This is a genomic window from Alishewanella sp. SMS8, assembly GCF_030737935.1.
GTDB classification, from domain to species: Bacteria; Pseudomonadota; Gammaproteobacteria; order Enterobacterales; family Alteromonadaceae; genus Alishewanella; species Alishewanella maricola.
Genome location: NZ_JAPJEA010000001.1, coordinates 71,156 through 91,744, shown reverse-complemented (window position 1 = coordinate 91,744; position 20,589 = coordinate 71,156). Strand labels below are relative to the sequence as shown.

General features: G+C 48.2%; 17 protein-coding genes. 7 read left to right on the top strand and 10 right to left on the bottom strand.

The annotated features are described in order from the left end of the window. Positions 1–2 precede the first annotated feature (2 nt). Positions 3–1,262, top strand: coding sequence for a S1C family serine protease (locus ORJ01_RS00450; RefSeq protein ID WP_306176574.1), 1,260 nt, complete (start codon positions 3–5; stop codon positions 1,260–1,262). Then, entirely contained in the window at positions 1,253–2,209 is a 957-nt protein-coding gene (locus tag ORJ01_RS00445) for an FHA domain-containing protein (protein ID WP_306176573.1), read from the top strand. The genes ORJ01_RS00450 and ORJ01_RS00445 overlap by 10 nt, the downstream gene beginning before the upstream one ends. Before the next feature lie 9 nt (positions 2,210–2,218). On the opposite strand, the gene ORJ01_RS00440 is transcribed toward ORJ01_RS00445, so the two are convergent. From ORJ01_RS00440 to ORJ01_RS00425, 4 genes are all read right to left on the bottom strand, one after another. Further along, entirely contained in the window at positions 2,219–5,302 is a 3,084-nt protein-coding gene (locus tag ORJ01_RS00440) for an efflux RND transporter permease subunit (protein WP_306176572.1), read from the bottom strand. Beyond that, on the bottom strand, positions 5,299–6,375 hold the full coding sequence (locus ORJ01_RS00435; protein WP_306176571.1) for an efflux RND transporter periplasmic adaptor subunit: 1,077 nt from the start codon (positions 6,373–6,375) through the stop codon (positions 5,299–5,301). Before ORJ01_RS00435 ends, ORJ01_RS00440 begins: the two co-directional genes overlap by 4 nt. A 178-nt stretch (positions 6,376–6,553) precedes the next feature. Beyond that, entirely contained in the window at positions 6,554–7,201 is a 648-nt protein-coding gene (locus ORJ01_RS00430) for a DsbA family oxidoreductase (protein WP_306176570.1), read from the bottom strand. Between the two features lie 77 nt (positions 7,202–7,278). After that, on the bottom strand, positions 7,279–8,148 hold the full coding sequence (locus ORJ01_RS00425; protein ID WP_306176569.1) for a LysR family transcriptional regulator: 870 nt from the start codon (positions 8,146–8,148) through the stop codon (positions 7,279–7,281). 210 nt (positions 8,149–8,358) lie between these two features. On the opposite strand from ORJ01_RS00425, the gene ORJ01_RS00420 reads away from it, so the two are divergent. The 5 genes from ORJ01_RS00420 to ORJ01_RS00400 all read left to right on the top strand — a co-directional run bounded on the left by ORJ01_RS00420 (position 8,359) and on the right by ORJ01_RS00400 (position 14,421). Beyond that, the gene (locus ORJ01_RS00420; protein ID WP_306176568.1) at positions 8,359–9,477 is read left to right on the top strand and encodes an S-(hydroxymethyl)glutathione dehydrogenase/class III alcohol dehydrogenase; all 1,119 of its coding nucleotides are present in this window, start codon (positions 8,359–8,361) and stop codon (positions 9,475–9,477) included. An 87-nt stretch (positions 9,478–9,564) separates the two neighbouring features. Beyond that, the gene (fghA, locus tag ORJ01_RS00415; RefSeq protein WP_306176567.1) at positions 9,565–10,428 is read left to right on the top strand and encodes an S-formylglutathione hydrolase; all 864 of its coding nucleotides are present in this window, start codon (positions 9,565–9,567) and stop codon (positions 10,426–10,428) included. 249 nt (positions 10,429–10,677) lie between these two features. Beyond that, positions 10,678–11,097 carry an HIT family protein gene (locus tag ORJ01_RS00410; RefSeq protein ID WP_226751506.1) on the top strand — a complete coding sequence of 140 codons (420 nt, stop codon included), beginning with the start codon at positions 10,678–10,680 and terminating at the stop codon, positions 11,095–11,097. A 71-nt stretch (positions 11,098–11,168) separates the two neighbouring features. Further along, positions 11,169–13,163: a bifunctional UDP-sugar hydrolase/5'-nucleotidase gene (locus tag ORJ01_RS00405; protein ID WP_306176566.1), complete on the top strand. Its 1,995-nt coding sequence runs from the start codon at positions 11,169–11,171 to the stop codon at positions 13,161–13,163. Positions 13,164–13,356: 193 nt separating this feature from the next. Next, a complete protein-coding gene (locus tag ORJ01_RS00400; protein WP_306176565.1) occupies positions 13,357–14,421 on the top strand; it encodes a sulfate/molybdate ABC transporter ATP-binding protein in 1,065 nt (354 codons plus the stop codon). Positions 14,422–14,444: 23 nt separating this feature from the next. Here ORJ01_RS00400 and mnhG read toward each other — a convergent pair whose 3' ends face one another. From mnhG to ORJ01_RS00370, 6 genes are read right to left on the bottom strand one after another with little or no spacing between them, the layout of a single operon-like run. Further along, a complete protein-coding gene (gene mnhG, locus ORJ01_RS00395; protein ID WP_306176564.1) occupies positions 14,445–14,819 on the bottom strand; it encodes a monovalent cation/H(+) antiporter subunit G in 375 nt (124 codons plus the stop codon). Further along, entirely contained in the window at positions 14,816–15,094 is a 279-nt protein-coding gene (locus ORJ01_RS00390; RefSeq protein ID WP_229585912.1) for a K+/H+ antiporter subunit F, read from the bottom strand. Before ORJ01_RS00390 ends, mnhG begins: the two co-directional genes overlap by 4 nt. Further along, entirely contained in the window at positions 15,091–15,591 is a 501-nt protein-coding gene (locus ORJ01_RS00385) for a Na+/H+ antiporter subunit E (RefSeq protein WP_306176563.1), read from the bottom strand. Before ORJ01_RS00385 ends, ORJ01_RS00390 begins: the two co-directional genes overlap by 4 nt. Beyond that, on the bottom strand, positions 15,588–17,183 hold the full coding sequence (locus tag ORJ01_RS00380) for a monovalent cation/H+ antiporter subunit D (protein WP_306176562.1): 1,596 nt from the start codon (positions 17,181–17,183) through the stop codon (positions 15,588–15,590). The genes ORJ01_RS00385 and ORJ01_RS00380 overlap by 4 nt, the downstream gene beginning before the upstream one ends. Then, a complete protein-coding gene (locus ORJ01_RS00375; protein WP_226751513.1) occupies positions 17,180–17,530 on the bottom strand; it encodes a Na+/H+ antiporter subunit C in 351 nt (116 codons plus the stop codon). The genes ORJ01_RS00380 and ORJ01_RS00375 overlap by 4 nt, the downstream gene beginning before the upstream one ends. Further along, positions 17,530–20,424, bottom strand: coding sequence for a monovalent cation/H+ antiporter subunit A (locus tag ORJ01_RS00370; RefSeq protein ID WP_306176561.1), 2,895 nt, complete (start codon positions 20,422–20,424; stop codon positions 17,530–17,532). The genes ORJ01_RS00375 and ORJ01_RS00370 overlap by 1 nt, the downstream gene beginning before the upstream one ends. Positions 20,425–20,589: the final 165 nt, after the last annotated feature.

Below are 20,589 nucleotides of genomic sequence, written 5' to 3'. Positions count from 1 at the left end.
GGATGTTTTATAGGCGTTTTTTCATTAGCATGGCGTGTTGTTTCGGCTTGGCAGCCCTTCAGGTACAAGCGGACAATGCGCAACAGGTCTTTAGCCAATATCAAGATGCCTTACTGCAGGTGCAGGTTGTTGAAAAACAAACTCAGCACAAAACCTCAATTGGCAGCGGTTTTTATATTGCGCCCGAGTTGGTGATCACCAATTATCATGTGGTTGCAAGCCGCGTTGCCACCCCAGATAGCTATCAATTAATGGCAAAGTTTGGGGATGATGGCTTACAGCCATTAGAGATTTTAGCCCTAGATGTGGTAAACGATTTAGCCTTGTTAAAAGCGCCAGCCAGAGTAGGGCATTTTTTTGCGTTAGCCGATGCCTTACCGGAGCAGGGCGCGGAGGTGTTCAGTTTAGGAAATCCGCATGATTTAGGCATGGTTGTGGTGCCGGGTACCTATAATGGTTTGAAGCAACAAAGCTTTTATCCACGCTTACATGTCACGGGCTCGATTAATCCGGGCATGAGTGGTGGCCCTAGTGTTAACGAGCTTGGCCAAGTGGTGGGTGTGAATGTGTCAACGGGCGGTAATCAATTAGGTTTTGTGGTGCCGATGGCGCAAGTTAAAGCCCTGGTTAAGGCACAGCCTGCCGAGGTCCCTGCGGTTGAGCTATTAAAAACACAAATTGGCCAACAGTTATTGGCTAACCAACAACAAATGCTCGAGCCATTATTAAACGCTAACTGGCAAATGAAAGCTTTAGGCCGCGGTTTAGTGCCAGAGAGCATCGCGCCTTATATCACTTGTTGGGCTCGTACTAATCCTCCTCGCGTAGAGCAAGAAATTCGCGCTTCTGCCGCGTTTTGTGGGTTGTCGGAAGAGGTGTTTATTAGTCATCAATTCACCACCGGCAAAATTCAAATGCAATTTGAGTGGTTTGATGGCTCGGCGTTAGCCATGACTAAATTCGTGCATCATTACGCGAACAAACTCAAGCAAATGCGTCCAGACAATCGTGCTTCGGTGCGTGATGTCGGCGAGTATAGCTGTTTAAGTGACATTGTCGGCGACAAACACGTTGCAGCTCGCACCATTTATTGTGTGCGTGCCTACAAAGATTACCCCGAGTTATTTGATGTGTTGTTTTTAGCTGGAACCGTGCCTGCTGAGCAGCAAGGTTTTGTGAGTCACTTTTCGTTAGCGGGCGTTAGTAAACAAAATGCCGATGCGTTTACCCGTAAGTTTATGGAGACAGTGAAATGGCAGTAATTATTGAGCTGTTAAATAATCAGGGAAAAAGTATTGGGATCCATAAATTTACTCAAAACGATATCCGGATTGGTCGTAGTTATGACAACGATGTTATCTTATTGGATCCGCATAGCTGCGCTGAGCATGCCATACTCAGTTGCGATGAGCAGGGGCTGTGGCAGTTGCGCGATCTGGATTCGGCAAATGGTACTTTAAATAGCGCAGGGCAGCGTATTCAGCAAACAGCGATCCCGCATTCTGGCCAAGAATTTATCTTAGGCAAGCAACGTTTACGTGTATTTTTTGCTGCGGCCAGTGTGGCGCCAACGCGCATACTTGCTAAGGGCTGGCACAGTTTACAGTTATTATCGTCCGTACCTTTGCTGATCTTATTATTGTTGTTGGTTTCTGCGTACTTTTCTTATGAAATGTGGCTGGGTGCCATCGGTGAGGCGGCTGAGAATTGGCATCGACAGTTATTAAGTATTCCGTTTATTTTATTGGCTTTGCTGCTGTGGCCTGCACTGTTAGCGTTATGGGCGCGGCTGCGCTCGCAAGAGTCAAACTTTCGACCGCAGGTGACACTGATCCTGCTCATTACCGCAATTTGGTTGCTTTGGTCAGAATTGAGCCGCTGGTTAAGTTTTAACTTTAGTCAGGCGATGTTGGTCGAGGTGTTGCAGTTAACCCTGCCTGCAGTACTGCTTGTAGTGTTGTTTTGGAATGGCTTTAAACTGGCGGGAATGCAACGTAAAAGTTTGCAGCTAGTGTTAACAATTGTCTTAGCGAGTACTTATTGGTTAGTGCCCTACATGCAAGCGGCTGGGCCGCAAATAATGCCGCAGTATCAAGCGGAATTATTGTCACAACCTATGCTTATTAGTACGCCCAAAAATCCAGAAGTGTTTTTAACCGACAGTGCCAGCTTGTTTGACAAAGCGACACAGTCGGCGAAACAACCTTAAGCGTTAAGTCTATTCTTTTGCAGTGGTTGCTATTGCTGGGTTGCGGCGAAATTTATCGCCCAACACCAGCAGTGCAGGGGTCAAAAACAGCGTTAATATCGTGGCAAAGGTTAAACCTCCGGCGATGGCACTCGATAGCTGAGTCCACCACATGGTAGAGGGTGCACCAAAACCTAAACTGGGTTCCAGTAAATTTACATTCACCGATAGCACCATCGGCATTAAGCCCAGCACCGTAGTAATTGACGTCAATAACACCGGCCTTAGACGTAAACAGCCTGTCTCTAACGCCGCACTGACCGCAGTATGGCCTTGTGCGCGAAATTGGTTGTAGGTATCAATTAACACAATATTGTTGTTTACCACGATACCGGCCAAACCAATAATTCCCATGCCCACCATCACAATACCAAAACTTTGGCCATTGATCAGCAAACCCAGCAAAACGCCTGCGGTAGATAGAACAATGGCGGATAAAATCAGTAAACTTTGATACCAACTATTAAATTGCGCCAGCAAAATCATCAGCATGATAAAGATAGCAATCACAAAAGCGCCGAGTAAAAAACTCATGGTTTCTTGTTGATCGGCATCTTCACCTGCGGTTTGAATCATCACCCCGTCGGGAAGCGTAATGTCGGCAGAGCGAAGTGTATTTAAACGTTCTGTTAACTGATAACCTTCTGCCAAATCGCTTTTGATGGTGATGGCTCGGTTACTGTCAACGCGTTTAATCACACTGGTTTTGGGGGAGGGCACCACATTGACAAAGTTACTCAGCGGCACCTGACCTGAGGTGGTTGCCACGGTTAATCGTGATAACTGGCTGAGCGAGCGTTCGTTATGAGGAAAGCGTACCCGAATATCGACTTCATCACTGGCGTATTCCGGACGAAACCGAGCCAGTAATAAACCATTGCTGACCAATTGAATGGCATTGCCGACGGTTAATACATCTGCGCCAAAACGGGCGGCCTCGGCGCGGTTCACTTCTACTCGCCATTCGATACCCGGTAAATTACGATCATCTTCAATATCGACAAAACCACCGAGTTGCTGCATGTTAGCAATGACCAACGCGGTTGCCGCATCAATTTGCGATGGATCTTGTGATGTAATTAATAACTCCACCGGTTTACCCGCAGCAGGGCCTTCTTGCTGTTGGCGAAACTCCAGCATAATGCCGGGGATATCGGCGGTCAGTTGCCGCATATCGTGTAATATGGCCGCCGCAGGGCGGCGTTGATCCCAATCAATAAATTGAAACTGTAAGGTGCCTACAACATCTGCCGTTAGCTCGCCACCCGCACTGGCCATTGAGCGCGCATATAAGGCTTTCACTTCAGGTAAATGCAATAAACGCTGCTCCACTTTTTGCAGCAAAGCATCTTTTTCAAAAATGGACATGTCACCGCGAGCCCGTACCCAGACTTGCGCCGATTCTGGCTCTACGGCCGGAAAAAATTCAGTACCATAGTTAAATTTGGCATAAGCAAAATACACCAAAATAATCGCCGATAGCGTAAAAGCCAAGCTGCGACCGGGCCAATGTAATACTACGCTTAACGCACGACGATAGCCCGCGCTAAAACGGTTTGCCGGTTCAGCAATATCGGGTGCCGGTGGTCGATAACGGCCAAGGCTACCCATCACCGGTAAGAAAATGAGCGCCATCACCATGGATGCAAGTAAACAGACAATCACGGTCGCCGGTAGGTATTTCATAAATTGCCCGACCATGCCTGGCCAAAATAATAAAGGCACAAACACCGCAAGGGTGGTGCAGGTAGAGGCGATGATAGGCCATGCCATTCTATCGGCGGCATTGAGCCAAGCAGTCTTGCGATCTTGCCCTTCTTTACTGAAACGGTCAGCTAATTCAGATACGACAATCGCGCCATCAACTAACATACCTGCCACTAAGATTAGCGCGAACAACACGATAATATTCATGGTAAAACCCAGTGCCCAGATCAGCATGATGCCCGCAAAAAAAGCGCCTGGGATAGTGATGCCCACCAATAAGGCACTGCGCAGCCCCATGGTAGCGATAATCAAAATTAACACTAACACCACGGCGGTCAGCACGTTGTTAAGCAAATCCGACAGCATGGTTTCAACCTGCACAGATTGATCCATGATGTAGTCTATTTGCAGCCCTTCTGGAAATTGTTTGCTGGCCTCGGTTAATAACGCCTTGGTTTGCTCAATACTGGAGATAATATTGGCACCACTGCGTTTTTTTACTTCGAGTACGACGGCGGGCTGGCCATTGATCCGGGCAAAGCCTTGTGGATCTTTAAAGCTACGATTGACGGTCGCAACATCGCCAAAGGTGATGACCGTATCGCCACTGACTTTGATGGGCATCGCCAGTACATCGGTAAGATCTTCAATGATCCCTGGCACTTTTAATGCCATACGCCCCGCACCGGTATCTAAACTGCCGGCGGCGACTAAGCGGTTATTGTTGCTGACTAACGAGAATAGCTGTTGATAATCTAGGCCATAGCTTTGCAATACTTGTGGATCGACGACAATCTCCAGTAAATCTTCTCGATCACCGCCAATGTCGACTTCTAACACTTCCGGAATGGCTTCAATTTGTTCTTTTAATGCACGGGCAATGCGCACCAAAACTTCTTCGGCGATGGGCCCCGATAAGCCAACTGACAGCACCGGAAATAACGCCACATTGATTTCGTTGACCGTGGGCTCTTTGGCTTCTGCTGGCAGTTTCGCGCGAGCGGCATCTACTTTAACTCGAACATCCGCCAAGGCTTTATCTGGATCAAAACCTGCGTCAAACTCTAGCATTACCGAGGCATGACCTTCGCTGGCGGTGGAGGTCATTTTTTTTATGCCCTCTAACGAGCGTAATTCGTGCTCCATCGGCCGCACCAGTAATCGCTCACCGTCTTCTGGGCTGATGCCATCGAGCGACATCGACACATACATCATCGGAATGGCAACATCGGGGTTGGCTTCTTTTGGGATGACGATATAGGCGGTTAGGCCTGCAGCAAAAATAAACAGCAGCAACATAATGCTGGCTCGACTGCGGTCAATCGCCGCGGCGATTAACGCTCTCATTCGCTGACTCCGCGCTGCACTGTCACGGCTTGGCCGACCGCAACAAAGCCTGCGCCTTGTGTGATCAATTCCGCTTGCGCTGGCAGACCTGTGACCCAAGCGCTATTGTTGTCGGTGCTTAATAAACTGATGGGGTAAAACTGCACTACATCGTTTTCTACCGTGTAAAGACCAAGCCGTCCTTGTGGGTCAAGCCGCAATAACGCCGGTGAGATCTGATGAGCTTCGACCGCCGACAAGGCAATCACTAAGGTCGCACTGGCACCAGCGAGAGGCTGTAACTGAGGATTCGCCACGGTAGCTTCAATATAATAACTGCGGCTTTGTGCATCAGCGACGGGGCTAATAAAACTGAGGCTGCCGTTAAGCTGTTGGCCGTTCATTAAATGGACTGCCACGGTTTGACCCAGCGATAACTCTGCTACGCGTTGTTGTGGCACTTGCGCTGTTACGCGTAATTGACTGATATCCACTAATTGAAACAGTGTATCGCCAATTTGCACTCGGCTACCCGGATCGCTGTAACGACGTGCCAGCACACCATTAAAGGGAGCCGTAGGCTGCGTGTGGGCAACATTTAATTCCGCCTCGGCTAAATTGGCTTCTGCACTGGCTAAGTCACTTTGTAAGCGTGCTAATTCGGTTTTACTCACAAATTGTTGGCGGGTTAATTGTTGAGCGCTTTGCAGTTCACTTTGTCGTAAATGATACAATGCTTTGGCTTGCTGTAAGCGGGCTGTGCGTCCTTCATCACTTAATTGCAGCAGCGTTGTCCCTTGTTTGACCTTATCGCCTTGCTCGACGTTTAATTGCAGTAGCTGTCCGGCAACTTGGGCTTTTATGTCAATACTGTGCCAAGCCATTATTTGCCCCTGTAACTGCTGCGTTGCAGGGTAGGCTGAGGCATTCGACAACTGTGTTTGCACGGTAAAAGCAGCAGCGGGGGCAGGCGCTGCGGCTTCTGGCGCTTGCTGGGAGGCTTGGCGATGATCTGCAAAAATTAACCAGAGCGCTAAAAGCAGAGTTAGTAAGATAGCTAAGAATAACGGTGACTTAACGCGAGATAACAGCATAAATAGCTCTTTATAACAATATTACCGCTAATTTAATCAGTTTTAAGCTGTTTACACAAAAGGTAAATGTAATAAAACGTATAGCATAGCGGTTTTTTCTTCAGCAAATAACCAAGCGCAGCGCATAGGCTCAATACTACAGTGACTAAATAGTCTGGCGGTAATGAGCGCAAAGTGATTATTTTATGCTTTCGCTGGCAATTTGACGCAGTGAAGCGGCTAATTGCTGTGGCTCTTGTGCGCCAGAAATCAGGTATTTGTTATTAATGATAAAGGCCGGAACTGAGGAAATACCGGCTTGTTGGTACTTAGCGATATCAGCAGATACGATATCGGCGAAGTCATTACTGGCTAAGATCTGTTCTGCTTGCGTTTGATCTAAACCGGCATTTTTCGCGCATTCTGCCAGTACTGATCTATCAGCCACATTGGCTGCTTCACCAAAATATGCATCAAACAGTGCCAGCTTCATGGCGGTGGCTTTTTGTTGTGTGTCGGCCCATTTGACCAAGCGATGCGCATCAAAGGTATTACAGGTTTTGCGCTGCTGTAACTGGCTAAAATTGATGCCGAGGCCGCTGGCGATCTGCATCATATTGGCTTGCGCTTGGCGCATTTCTTCTTCACTTTTACCGTATTTACGGCTAAGTGCCGGTAATATCGCTTCCTGTGGCGCGTTTTTATCCGGATTTAATTCAAAGGCGTGCCACTCTAAGGTGACGGCTAATTCCGGTGCCAGTGTTAATGCCTGCTCTAAGCGGGCATAGCCGATAGCGCACCATGGGCAGGCAATATCAGAAACTAAATCGATTTTTAACGGCGTCATGCAGCTAGATCCTTGTGATGTTTAAAGCCAGTGAAACAATGTGTATAACAGAACGATGAGGGCGACAGGCGCGCGTTTCAACTCAGCTTTGATGCTAAATAGTCCACGAGTACCCGCACTTTGGCGGATAAATGCCGATTTTGTGGATAGATAGCCCAAATACCCTCATCCGGTTGCCGCAGTTCACTAAGAACCGCCACCAACTCGCCTTGCTGCAAATTGTCACTGACATAGTAGTCAGGTAATTGCACTAAACCCAGCCCTTTAAGGGCGGCATCGCGCAGTGCCACGCCACTATTGCAAACAATACGGCCTTGTGGCTTAAACTGAACGATTTTTCCTTGCTGCATAAAGCGCCAATTCGCTACTGTGCCGGTGAGGCATTGATGCTGCGCTAAGGCTGTTAGGCTAGTGGGTGTGCCATGCTGAGCTAAATATGCCGGAGATGCCACCACATATTGTGTGCGGCTGGCCAGCTTGCGGGCAATCAAACTCGAGCTTTCTAAAGTGCCAAGTCGAATAGCCAGATCATAGCCGCCTTGAACTAAATCCAGTTTGTTGTTGCTAAGCTGCAAATCTAATTCAGTGTCGGGGTAGCGCAGCATAAAATCATGTAGCAGTGGGGCAATTCGGGTTTCACCATAAAAAACCGGTGCGGTCAGTTTAATTTGGCCGCGAGGCGTTACTTTTAGGTTGGCCAGTGTGCGGTTTGCTTCATCTAAACTGGCCACCAAATGCCGACAATGCTGTAAATACAATAAGCCCTCTTCAGTCAGGCTGACACTGCGGGTACTGCGATACAGCAGTTTAATGGCAAGACTCGCCTCTAATTCAGCAATGTTACGACTGACTTGTGCGACCGAAATGCCTAACTGTTTAGCGGCCTTAGTAAAACTCTGTTGCTCAGCCACGGCCACAAACTCACTAATGCCGATCCATTGTTTCATTAAAATGCCATTGTTATTGTTACTCGCCAGAACGCTTGTCACTTTTTGCGTTAATCGCCTTGATCATAGTACAAAGTGCTGCATTATTGCAAAAATGAAAAACTGATTTGCATTTTAATGCTATTCAACCTGATATGGAAAAAATCAAAATCAGGTTACACTTAACCCCATAGTAAAATCTTCCTGTGTAACTTTTATAAGGATCAACAGATGAACATGATTAAAACGCGTGCGGCCGTCGCTTGGGGCCCAGGTCAACCGTTAACCATTGAAGAAGTCGATTTAATGCCGCCACAAAAAGGTGAAGTGTTAGTACGTATCGTGGCTACCGGTGTGTGCCATACCGATGCCTTTACTTTGTCTGGTGAAGATCCTGAAGGCATTTTTCCGGCTATTTTAGGGCACGAGGGGGGTGGTATTGTTGAAGCCGTCGGTGAAGGCGTCACTTCAGTGGCGGTAGGCGATCATGTGATCCCACTGTACACCCCAGAGTGTGGTAAATGTAAATTCTGTTTATCGGGCAAAACTAACCTGTGCCAAGCCATTCGTGCTACTCAAGGCAAAGGCTTGATGCCAGATGGCACCACTCGGTTTTCAAAAGACGGTAAGCCAATTTATCACTATATGGGCACGTCCACCTTTTCTGAGTACACGGTATTACCAGAAATTTCACTGGCTAAAATTAATAAAGAAGCCCCGCTGGAAAAAGTCTGCTTACTCGGCTGTGGCGTCACTACCGGCATGGGTGCGGTAATGAATACCGCCAAAGTAAAAGAAGGCGATACCGTCGCAGTGTTTGGTTTAGGTGGCATCGGCTTATCGGCGATCATTGGTGCAGTTATGGCTAAAGCCAGCCGCATTATTGCCATTGATATTAACGAAGATAAATTTGCGATCGCCAAACAATTGGGCGCGACTGATGTGATAAACCCGAAGCATTTCGACAAACCGATCCAAGAGGTGATTGTTGAGATGACCGATGGTGGCGTGGATTTCTCGTTTGAATGTATTGGTAACGTCAACGTGATGCGTTCCGCTTTAGAATGTTGTCATAAAGGCTGGGGCGAATCGGTGATTATTGGTGTGGCGGGTGCCGGACAAGAGATCTCAACCCGGCCATTCCAGTTGGTTACTGGTCGTGTATGGCGCGGTACGGCCTTTGGTGGCGTAAAAGGTCGCAGCGAATTACCGGATTATGTTGAGCGTTATTTAAACGGTGAGTTTGAACTTGATACTTTTATTACGCATACCATGCCGTTAGAGGACATCAACAAAGCCTTTGATTTAATGCATGAAGGCAAGTCGATCCGCACCGTAATCCACTTCTAAAGCTTATCACTAACACGCCTTAGCGCTTTTGCTTTGGCGTGTTAGGCCGATAGGCATCTTGCGTTTTTCGATATTAAGAGGCCGCGTATGACAACTTCTTCTGCACTTATCGCTGTAAGCGAACAACGCTGTTTTGGTGGCAAACAACTGCGATTTAAACATCAATCTGCGGTGCTGCACTGCGAAATGCAATTTTCAGTATTTTTACCGCCGCAAGCAGAGCTACACAAGGTACCTGCACTGTATTGGTTATCAGGTTTAACCTGTACCGATGAGAATTTTTCCAGCAAAGCCGGGGCGCAGCGTGTGGCTGCAGAGCTTGGACTGGCGCTAATCATGCCCGATACCAGCCCTCGTGGAGCCGATGTTGCTGATGATCCAGATGGGGCTTATGACTTTGGCTTAGGGGCCGGCTTTTATGTTAATGCCACTGAAGCGCCTTTTGCTGCGCATTATCAGATGTATGATTATATTTTGCAGGAATTACCGGCACTGCTGCAGGCAGAATTGCCACTGAGCGCGGCTAAAGCAATCAGTGGTCACTCGATGGGGGGGCACGGTGCTCTGGTCATTGGCCTGCGTAACAATGCCGAGTATCGCAGTATTTCTGCTTTTTCACCCATTTGTCACCCGATGAATTGTACTTGGGGCCAAAAAGCGCTGCGCGGTTATCTCGGGGACGATGAAACAAAATGGCAGCAATACGACGCCGCTTATTTGCTGGCGAAGCAGGGCAGTCAGCTGCCGATTTTGGTTGATCAGGGACTCAGTGATAACTTTTATCCGGCACAGTTGCAAACTGACAACCTGGTTAAAGCCGCAGAGCAAGCAGGCGTTGCCGCTGAAATCCGTTTGCAAGCAGGCTATGATCACAGCTACTACTTTATCGCCAGTTTTATCGAGAAGCATTTGCGCTTTCATGCCCGTCATTTAGGCTTAACTAGCGCTTAGCGAGCTTTGTTTTATGAGCAGTGACGGTATCTTGTTATGCCGTCGCCCTCACTGGCTTCTTGTGCTAGTGGTTTCTAGTTAACCCCCACCGTTAATGTGCCTTGCACACAGGGTATTAGCAACAACATGTCGTCACTGTACCGGCTATTTTTCAGGCTAGTGCATAACAAAGCGCAGTGCACTGCTACCTTGTTGCCGTTCATGCTGGCATAATCGGTAAATGTTAACAACCCCAGCCTGGAGCACCTTATGAGCTATCAAGATAACAACGTTTTCGCCAAAATTTTACGTGGTGAATTACCCTGTTTTAAAATTTATGAGGATGAACACAGCTTAGCCTTTATGGATATTATGCCGCAGGCGGATGGTCATGCTTTAGTGATCCCCAAATACCCGGCAGAAACATTGGCTGAACTTCCTTTAGATTATGCCGCTCCTCTGCTAGCGACGGTGCAAAAAGTGATGGCTGCGCAAAAAAGTCTGCTAAAAGTGGAAGGCATCGTCTTAATGCAACTCAATGGTACTGCTGCGGGACAAACGGTGCCGCATTTGCATTTTCATCTGATCCCAACGCATTTAAGCGAATTAAAACGCCACGGTGCTGAGCAAGGTGATATGGGGCATATCAAATCGCAAGCAGTTGAATTGGCAAAGTTATTGACGCAATAAGCGCAGATTAACCGCAGTGGCCATCGGCAAGGTAAGCGGCTAACTCAGGTGTAAAAATACGGAAACCACTGATGCAAAAGCAAACGGGCATACTACTGGCTTTAACGCTGCTGTTAGGCAGTTGTACTCTTCAAACTGAACGGCTGACAACAGCAACGGCAACAACGGGCTTGCAGCTGCAAATTATTCATATTAATGATACCCACTCACAATTTGATGCCTCACCCGCTAAGTTATTTGGGGCGGCAGAGCAGCCGCTTTATACCTTTATTGGTGGTCATCCTCGGGTACTCAGCCATGCGCGCACGTTACGCCAGCAAGCTGCCAATGAGGGGTTGAGTAGTTTGTTTTTACATGGTGGTGATGCCTTTAAAGGCAGTGCATATTTTGAATTGTTTGAGCATGAAATTAATATCGACATTCTTAATCGCATGCAGCTGGATGCGATGGCGCTGGGAAATCATGAATTTGATATCGGTCTTGAGAAATTAGCGCAATTTGCCAGCCAAGTTAATTTCCCGGTATTAGCCGCTAATGTCGATAGCCGCGCCGAGCCGCGTTTAGCCAAGGTCGAGAATTTAAAGCCGTTTCAATTATTTCGTTTAGTGGATCAGCAATGGCAACCGACCTCTTTACCGATTAACCCTGCTGAACCGGTGCTGGCGGTATTTGGCCTCGCGCTTGAGGATATGCGCGCCATGGTGCCTGATACCGGCGCCTTAGTGTTTGCCGATGAAGTCGCGTCTGCCCAACAAACGGTAGATTATTTACAACAACAGGGTGTCAAACATATCGTAGCGTTAACCCATTTAGGGCATCAGCGTGATCGTACCTTGGCCGCTAAAGTGAATGGTATTGATGTGATTGTTGGCGGGCATTCGCATACCTTACTGGGTGATTTTCGGCAGTGGTCGCTAGGTCAGCAAGCGCCGTACGCCGAGCAAATTCGTAATGCTGATGGAAAGGCCATCACCTGCGTAGTGCAAGCCGGACAGTTTGCGCAAGCCGTCGGTGCTTTAACGGTGAGCTTTGATCGGCAAGGCCAAATCAATCGTTGCGATGGGCAAAACACCTTACTGGCCAGTAAACAGTTATATCACTCGGCTTTGCGCCAAGCCGATAGCCAGCTACAGGGCGAGCCACTAGCCAAGCAATTAGGTTTTATTGCCGCGTTAGCGCGCACGGCCATTACTGAAGAAGATGCTAACTTACGCCAAGTGCTGGATGAGGTTTATTTACCTGCCGTGCAACAAGCCTATGGGAAGCAAATCAGTGCACTGGAGCAAACCCTTTCCCATGTGCGTTTACCGGGTACGGGTGGCAGTGACCAACATGGTTCGCTTTTAGCGGCGCATATTACCGATGGTATTCAATATTGGTTAAATAGCCGTGCGCGCGCGGAGTTGGGGCAACCGGTTGATTTTACTTTGCTGGGGGCGGGCAATATTCGCAGTGATTTAACCGCTGGTGCCGTGTTCGAAGGGCATATTCGTTTAGAAGTATTACCCTTTGCTTCTGCGCTCAGCGTTTTAACCGTGAGCGGAGCCGATGTGCTGGCATTATTGCAGCAAACCATCAGCGCTACCTTACCTGCCGGTGCGCATGCGGGGAAGTTTCCGTATAGCAGTCATTTACGATATACCGCAATAGAGCAAGCGGATGGCCGTTTAGTGCTTACAGATGTTGCGGTATTACAACAAGGGCAATGGCAAGCACTGCTGCCCGAGCGGCAGTATCGTCTTGCTACAACGGATTATTTAGCCAATGGCAATGATGGCTGGCATAAGCTGCAACAAGTACAACAAAACGGCAGCGATCGGCGTGATATTATTTTGCTGAACGGTCAGCCAAAAGCGTTTGCGGTAACACGGGTGCGCGCCGAGCAAGATGCCAGTGGTAAAACAGCTTATGTACCGGAATACGCACAAGTGGCTGGCTTACCTTGTCAGCAAACTAATGCGGATTGTAAAGTACCGGCCGAGGCGTTTATTCGTTATCTGCAAGCTTATCCGGCGCTATGGCAACAGACACGGCCTGCAACGGTAACGCTGCAGCGCGCGCCATAGGGCGCTTCGCTTGATAGTTGCGCAGAACGATGGCCTAAACTGAGCGCTCTTATTCCAACTTGGAATAGCGAAGAAGAAAATCGAACTTTATTGTTATTGAGTTTTCGCCGTAAGATACGCTTTTAGGCGTAGCTTAACCTACTGCGCTTGCTAGGGCTTGTCCAGCTGCAGAGCTGGCCGCGAAGAGGCTGCAATGAGTATCCATATTGAACAGATCAGTAAACGTTTTGGGCAATTTCAGGCGTTAAACCAGATTAATCTGCAACTAAATACCGGTGAGCTCACGGCGCTACTGGGCCCGTCTGGCTCGGGTAAAACCACCTTATTACGAATTATTGCGGGCTTAGAGCAGGCCGATAGCGGCCTTATTCGCTTTAATCAGCAAGATATTAGTCAGCAGCATGTCTCTGAGCGGGGCGTCGGTTTTGTGTTTCAACATTACGCCTTATTCAAACATATGACGGTGTTTGAAAACGTGGCTTATGGTTTAACGGTGAAACCGAAAAAACTGCGGCCAAGCAAAGCCGACATTGCAAAAAAAGTGCATAACCTGCTCGAGTTAGTGCAACTAGGCTGGACTGCCGACCGCTATCCAGCGCAATTATCCGGCGGGCAACGCCAACGCATTGCGTTAGCGCGAGCACTCGCGGTAGAACCCAAAATGTTATTATTAGACGAACCTTTTGGTGCGCTCGATGCCAAGGTGCGTGCTGAGTTACGACGTTGGCTGCGCCGTTTACACGATGAGATCCATGTAACCAGCGTGTTTGTTACGCACGATCAGGAAGAAGCCTTAGAGGTTGCGGATCGTATCGTTGTGATGAATCAAGGCCAAATTGAGCAGCACGGTACGCCTGAGCAAGTGTATGATCATCCGGCCAATCCGTTTGTGTATGAGTTTTTGGGTAATGTCAATTTGTTCCATGCCAGGGTTAATCAAGGTCAAACCCATATCGGTAAAGCCGCGATGCCCGCGCCAGAGCATAGCAGTGCTGCTGAGCAGGCCGGTTTAGCGTATGTCAGGCCGCATGAAATTGACGTTTTTAATTGTCCGCAAACTGATGCGATACCGGTTACCATTGATTTAATTACGGTGGTAGGGCCAACAGTGCGCTTAGAAGTACAAGCGACAGAGCTTGCACAGCTGGTGCATATTGAACTGCCCAAAGCGCAATTTAATACGCTGAATTTAGTTGCCGGAGCGCCAGCTTGGATCCGACCTCGGTATAGTAAAGTGTTTTTAGGCGAAGGTATTTAATACCTTAGCAACACTAAGGCCTGCTAGGTTGATGGGGGTTGGCTAGATTTTGCGCTGTCGTGCTGTGCTTGTTTGTGGGTGTTGCGTAAATCTCGATAAACCGCTGCGCGCATTAACAACATGGCACTGACCGGGGCCGTTAGCAGTACAAAAGCACTGATTAACAATTCATGTAGCACAGGTCGCAGCCCTAAACCGCTAAAATACAGCATCGACGCCAGCACAAAACAGGTGGTGCCAAAAGTAATGCTGATCGCCGGGCCATGGATGCGCTGATAAAAATGGGGTAGACGCACTAAGCCTAAGGTACCAATTAAGGTGATCAGGCTACCGGCAATTAACAGCAAGGCCACCGGTACTGCGATCCACGCTGGGATTGACTCGGCTAATTCAATCATTCGATCACCTCTCCACGTAATAAAAACTTCGCTAAGGCCAACGTAGAAACAAAGCCAATTAAGGCAATTAACAATGCGATTTCGAAATACAACACGCTGCCAAAACTGATACCGAGCACCAGAATAAATAGCATTGCTACCATCCATAAAGTGTCTAAGGCTAACACCCGATCCTGAGCGGCGGGGCCACGGATCAAGCGAATACCACAGCAGAGCATGGCAAGCAGTAAACAAAATTGGCTAAAATATAATGCCACTGTCAGCAACAGGCTCATTGGCTTTCCCCTTCAAAAATCTCGATCAAAGGTTGTTCATAGCGCTGTTTAATGGTGTCTATCCACCAAGCTTCATCATGTAAATCAAATACATGCAAAGATAACTCATGTGTATCTGGCAAAATTTCTACCCAAACCGTGCCGGGAGTAGAATTAATAATACACGATAAAACGGCAAGCCCAGTGACATCCCTTAAATGCAATGGCACACGAATAAATTGCGAATTCAGTTGATGTTGGCGCCGAAATAAAATGATGCGGCTGACATTAAGACAAGAACGGACAATTTCAGTAGCCGACCATGCCAGTAAACGAAATAGTACCCAAGGCTTGCGAATTCGCGAACCTTTAATAGCTAACGGCGCACAATACATAGGAATAACCCATGCGAGCAGGCCGCCTAAAAGCAGTTGAGAAAGGGCCAATGATTGGTTAAGTAGTAGCCATATCACGATTAAGCTAACCGACAACAATGGACTAGGCAGCAGTTTATTCATGGTGCCTCCTTTCGTGTTGGTAAAGTGCTTAAGACCTGCTCGATATAACGTTGTGGATGTTGTAAGTCAGCAGTAATACGCTCCAGTAAGTTATGTAGTGACTCAGCAAAAAAAGCTAAGCTGATACAAAGCGCTAACAGCAGTAGCACGGGGCCTGCTTCATTTAATTTCAAGCGCGGGCTGGTGGTGGCTTGTGCTGTCCAAAAGCTGCGCACGCCAAAGCGCATAAAGGCAATAATAGCGGTTAACCCTGCCAGCATGAGCAAAATAAGCAACAGCCAATGGCTTAAGCTAAAGGGTAGCTGCAACAGATGATGCAAGATATTAAACTTGGCGATAAAGCCCGATAGCGGTGGTAAGCCTGCAATAATAAGCGCGCAGGCTACAAAACTCATACCTAAAAAGGCCATTGCCGCAGGGATCGCCACGCCAGCGGACTCCTGCTTTTCTTCCTCAGGGGCAAAAAACTCCATACTCAATGCAAACACGCTATCGGCCGGCGTGTAGATCCGTTCAATCAATTCAGTTAACAACACAAAAGCGGTTACTGCTAAGGTAGAGCTGATCAAATAAAACAGCATGGCACTGAGCATACTCGGCTCGGCTAAGCCTAATAAGGTGAGCAATAAGCCTGAAGATATCACCGCACTGTAACTGGCTATGCGACTGGACTCCTGTGACGCGAGTAAACCCAGCGCGCCAAAAGCCATGGTCATTAAGCCGGCATAAAGTAGGAAATCAGCAGCAAAACCGGCCGAGGCACCGCTATTGGCACCAAATAAAAGGTAATATAGCCGCAGCAGAACATAAATCCCCATTTTGGTTAAAAAGACCAACATGGCGGCCACTGGCGGGGATGCGGCCGAGTAGGTCGTCGGCAACCAAAACCCAAGAGGCCAAATGGCACTTTTTGTTAAAAAAGCCACCGCCAGCATAGCAGCACCCGCGTGCAGTAATTGCCGTGGTTCGTCCGCTAATGCGGGCATTTTCGCCGCTAAATCGGCAAAGTTTAATGTGCCAGTTGCAGAATAGACTAAAGCAATACCCAGTAAGAAAAACACCGCCGCCAGCAGATTCACCACGATATATTGCATACCGGCGCGGATCCGGGTGATGTTGTAGCCGTGTAATAACAGCCCATAAGATGCGGCGAGCATCACTTCAAAAAACACGAATAAGTTAAACAGATCGCCGGTGAGTAAGGCGCCATTAATACCCATTAATAAAAACTGGAACAAAGTATGAAAATGCACACCTAAACGCGCCCAGCGACTATAAGAAAATATTAACGCGGCATTGGCCAGTAATGCCCCGACTAATAAAAATAGCGTAGCCAAACGATCACCGACTAGCACAATACCGAAGGGCGCAGCCCAGTTAGCGGACAATACTACCAGTAAGCCTTCTTCGGCGGGGGCGCTATCGGTGATAACCAACAGCAGAATGGCCAGTAAAAATAGCAGTAGGGTACTGGTTTGATTAATAAAAAACTTAAGCTTGTGATGGCGTTCGTTTATGAGCAGCAGCAAGGCACCGGTGAATAACGGCAACACGATCGGTAATACGATGATCTCGGCTAAAAGCAAACTCATTCGTCATGCTCCTGCTCTTTACCATCGACGTGATCGGTACCGGTTAAACCACGAGAGCCTAATAACACCACCAGATATAACGCCGAGGTCGCAAAGCCAATCACAATGGCGGTGAGTACCAAGGCTTGCGGCAACGGATCGGCATAGAGCCCTTCGATAAAACTGACGGCGTCGCTGGCAAAAGCGGGACGATTGACCTGAATTTTGCCGGTAATAAACAGAAATAAATTCACTGCATAAGACAACAGTAACAGGCCAATAATCACCTGAAAGCTCCGTGGACGTAATATTAACCAAATACCTGAAGCGAACAAAATGCCGATGCTAGTTGCTAAAATCAGTTCCATTAACGGCGCTCCTCTGCGGTGTCTGTCTCTGTTTTGATACCCGGGATACGATGACTGCGCACAGTTTGGTGGGCGATAGCGATTAAGATCAGCATGGTGGTGCCAACCACTACTGCAAAGATGCCCAGATCAAAAAACATCGCACTGGGTAAATGCAGCTTGCCCAGCAGAGGTAAATCGAGGTGCAAGGTATGCGTGGTTAAAAACGGATGGTCAAAATACCAAGCCATAGCCCCGGTTAGTGCCGCTAGCACTAAGCCAAAACTGAGCCAGCGGTGCGGTTGTAGTTTGAAGCGGGCTTCAACCCAGGCCGTGCCAGACAGCATATATTGAATAATTAACCCTACTGAGAAAATCAGCCCAGCAATAAAACCGCCGCCGGGCAGGTTGTGGCCTCGTAAAAAGAAGTAGGCGACCACCAGCAAAATAATAGGTAACAGCAAGCGTAAATAGACGCCTGGGATCTGTAAGTAACCGCTGATTGCTTGTTCACTGGGCAGTTGTGAATAAGCCGGGTCCAGAGGATTGCGTTGTTGCGGTGGGATCTTAATGCTCTCAATAGCAGGGCGAAAACGTCGCAGTAGGGCATAGACGGTTAAAGCCACGATGCTTAATACCGCAATCTCGCCCAGCGTATCTAAACTTCGATAATCCACTAATAGTAAATTGACAACGTTGCTGCCGCCGCCTTCAGGTATGGCTTTTTCTAAGTAAAAACGACTTAAGGTGGCGTTATCTGGCTGGCGCAAAATAATATAACTGATAACAGCTAAAGCTGAACCAGCACTGATGGCAATGATTAAATCGCGAATGCGGCGTAACCGATCGCGTGCCGATGCCTGTAAATTCAGTTTTTTCGCCGCAATACGCGCCGGTAGCCAGCGTAAACCAAGCAGTAATAATACCGTGGTGACGGTTTCCACCATCAGTTGTGTTAAGGCTAAATCGGGTGCCGATAACCACAAAAACGTGACACTGGTGGCGATACCGGTACCCCCCACTAAAATAAGGGCGGCTAAACGGTGAAATTTTGCCTGCCAGGCCGCCGCAATGGCACAGCTACAGCCCACTAACCATAACAATGCAAAAGCCAAACTGAGCGTGTCGTTTGGCCAACTGACACTGAGTGTTGGCCAAGCCGATAACAGCCATATCGATGCCGCTAACCCCGCTAAAATCATCCATATTAGTTGCGGTTGTAAGCGGCGGGTACTAAGCTGCCGCTCTAAGCGTGCGGCGCTGGCAGCGAGGATCAACATGGTGGTTTCGTAAGCGGCTTTACCATTTAAGCGATGTAATAATGGCACCCGATCACGTTGATGCAATTGGCAATAACGGCTGAGCCAAAAATAAAAACTGATACCGCCAACAAAGGCCAATACACTCATGACTAGCGGCAAGTTAACGCCATGCCAAATGGCTAACGAGTATGCGGGTAGGGCTTGACCCAAGACTGATTGTGCGGCGCCGTGTAACACCGGCCCGATACTCAATTCAGGTAAGACCCCCACCACAAAACAGCACAGCACTAAAAACTCGACCGGAAAGCGCATCCAGCGTGGCGGTTCATGCGGGTTGGCTTTAACCGTTTGCACTGGGCCAAAAAACACCTGAATAAAGCGTAGCGAATAAGCCACGCCAAAGATCCCCATTAACACCGCCGCGGCCGACATCCACCAATTTGAGCTTGAGCCGACTAACAACGCCTCGGCAAAGAACATTTCTTTGGATAAAAAGCCATTTAACAACGGCACACCCGCCATCGCTGCGCTGGCCACGATGGCTAACGTGGCAGTGTAGGGTAACACCTGGCGTAAGCCACTGAGCGCGCGCATATCACGACTGCCGCTTTCATGGTCAATGATACCCACGGCCATAAATAACGAGGCTTTAAAGATGGCATGATTTAAGGTGTGAAAGATAGCCGCCACCATGGCTAAAGGCGTACCGATGCCTAATAAGCACACAATCAGGCCAAGATGACTAATAGTAGAGTAGGCCAGTAAGCCTTTTAAATCATGTTGAAAAATCGCCAAAAAAGCACCGACCAACATGGTACATACCCCAGCAGTGCCGATGATCCATGTCCATTCTGGTGTGCCCGCGAGCACCGGCCACAGTAACATCAATAAAAAGATGCCTGCTTTAACCATGGTAGCCGAATGTAAAAAGGCCGAAACCGGCGTGGGGGCGGCCATGGCATGCGGTAACCAAAAGTGAAATGGAAATTGTGCGCTTTTACTTAAGGCTCCTATTGCCACTAACAGCACAATAGCTAAGTACCAAGGATGAGCTTGAATGGTTGTACTGGCTTGGCGCACTTGATCCAAGTCGTAGCTGCCTGCGACATGGCCAAGTAATAACATGCCAATAAATAAACACAAGCCACCAAAGGCGGTAACGGTAAAAGCCATTCGAGCACCACGGCGTGCGTCGGGTCGATGATGCCAATAACCAATTAATAAAAAGGAGGTAAGACTGGTTAACTCCCAAAACATCACTAGCTGTATTAAGTTACCAGATAACACGATACCTTGCATCGCGCCCATAAAGGCCAACAGAAAAGCGAAAAACCGCGGTACCGGATCTTTAGGTGACATATAGTAGCGAGCGTAAACCACCACGAGTAAACAGATCCCTTGGATCAAGGCAGTAAACAGCCAGGCTAAACCATCAAGCCGAAACACCAAGTTTAAATCGATAGCCGTGAACCAACGGATCTCTTGGCGTAAGCTCAGTCCTTCGGAAATAACCGGATATTGAGAAAAGGTCAGCAGCAAACCACTCAGTGCAATCAGTGCGGCAAACCAGGCTTCGCGGTTTCGCGCATGTGCAGGCATAAAGGCCGCGATAAGTGCGCCGACAAAGGGCAGTAAAATCAGTAACAGTAGCATTTCGCTCCTTGCAAATATCTGCTGTTAAATAAAGAGTATAGAGGGTAGATATTTACGCCCGCAAAGGCATTGACCTGTCTTTGCCACTAAGGTGTTGCCATCTTAGCATTACTGGCTGTCTTTTCAGCTTAGCAATGTTTAAAAATACCGATAAAAAGCCTGAAC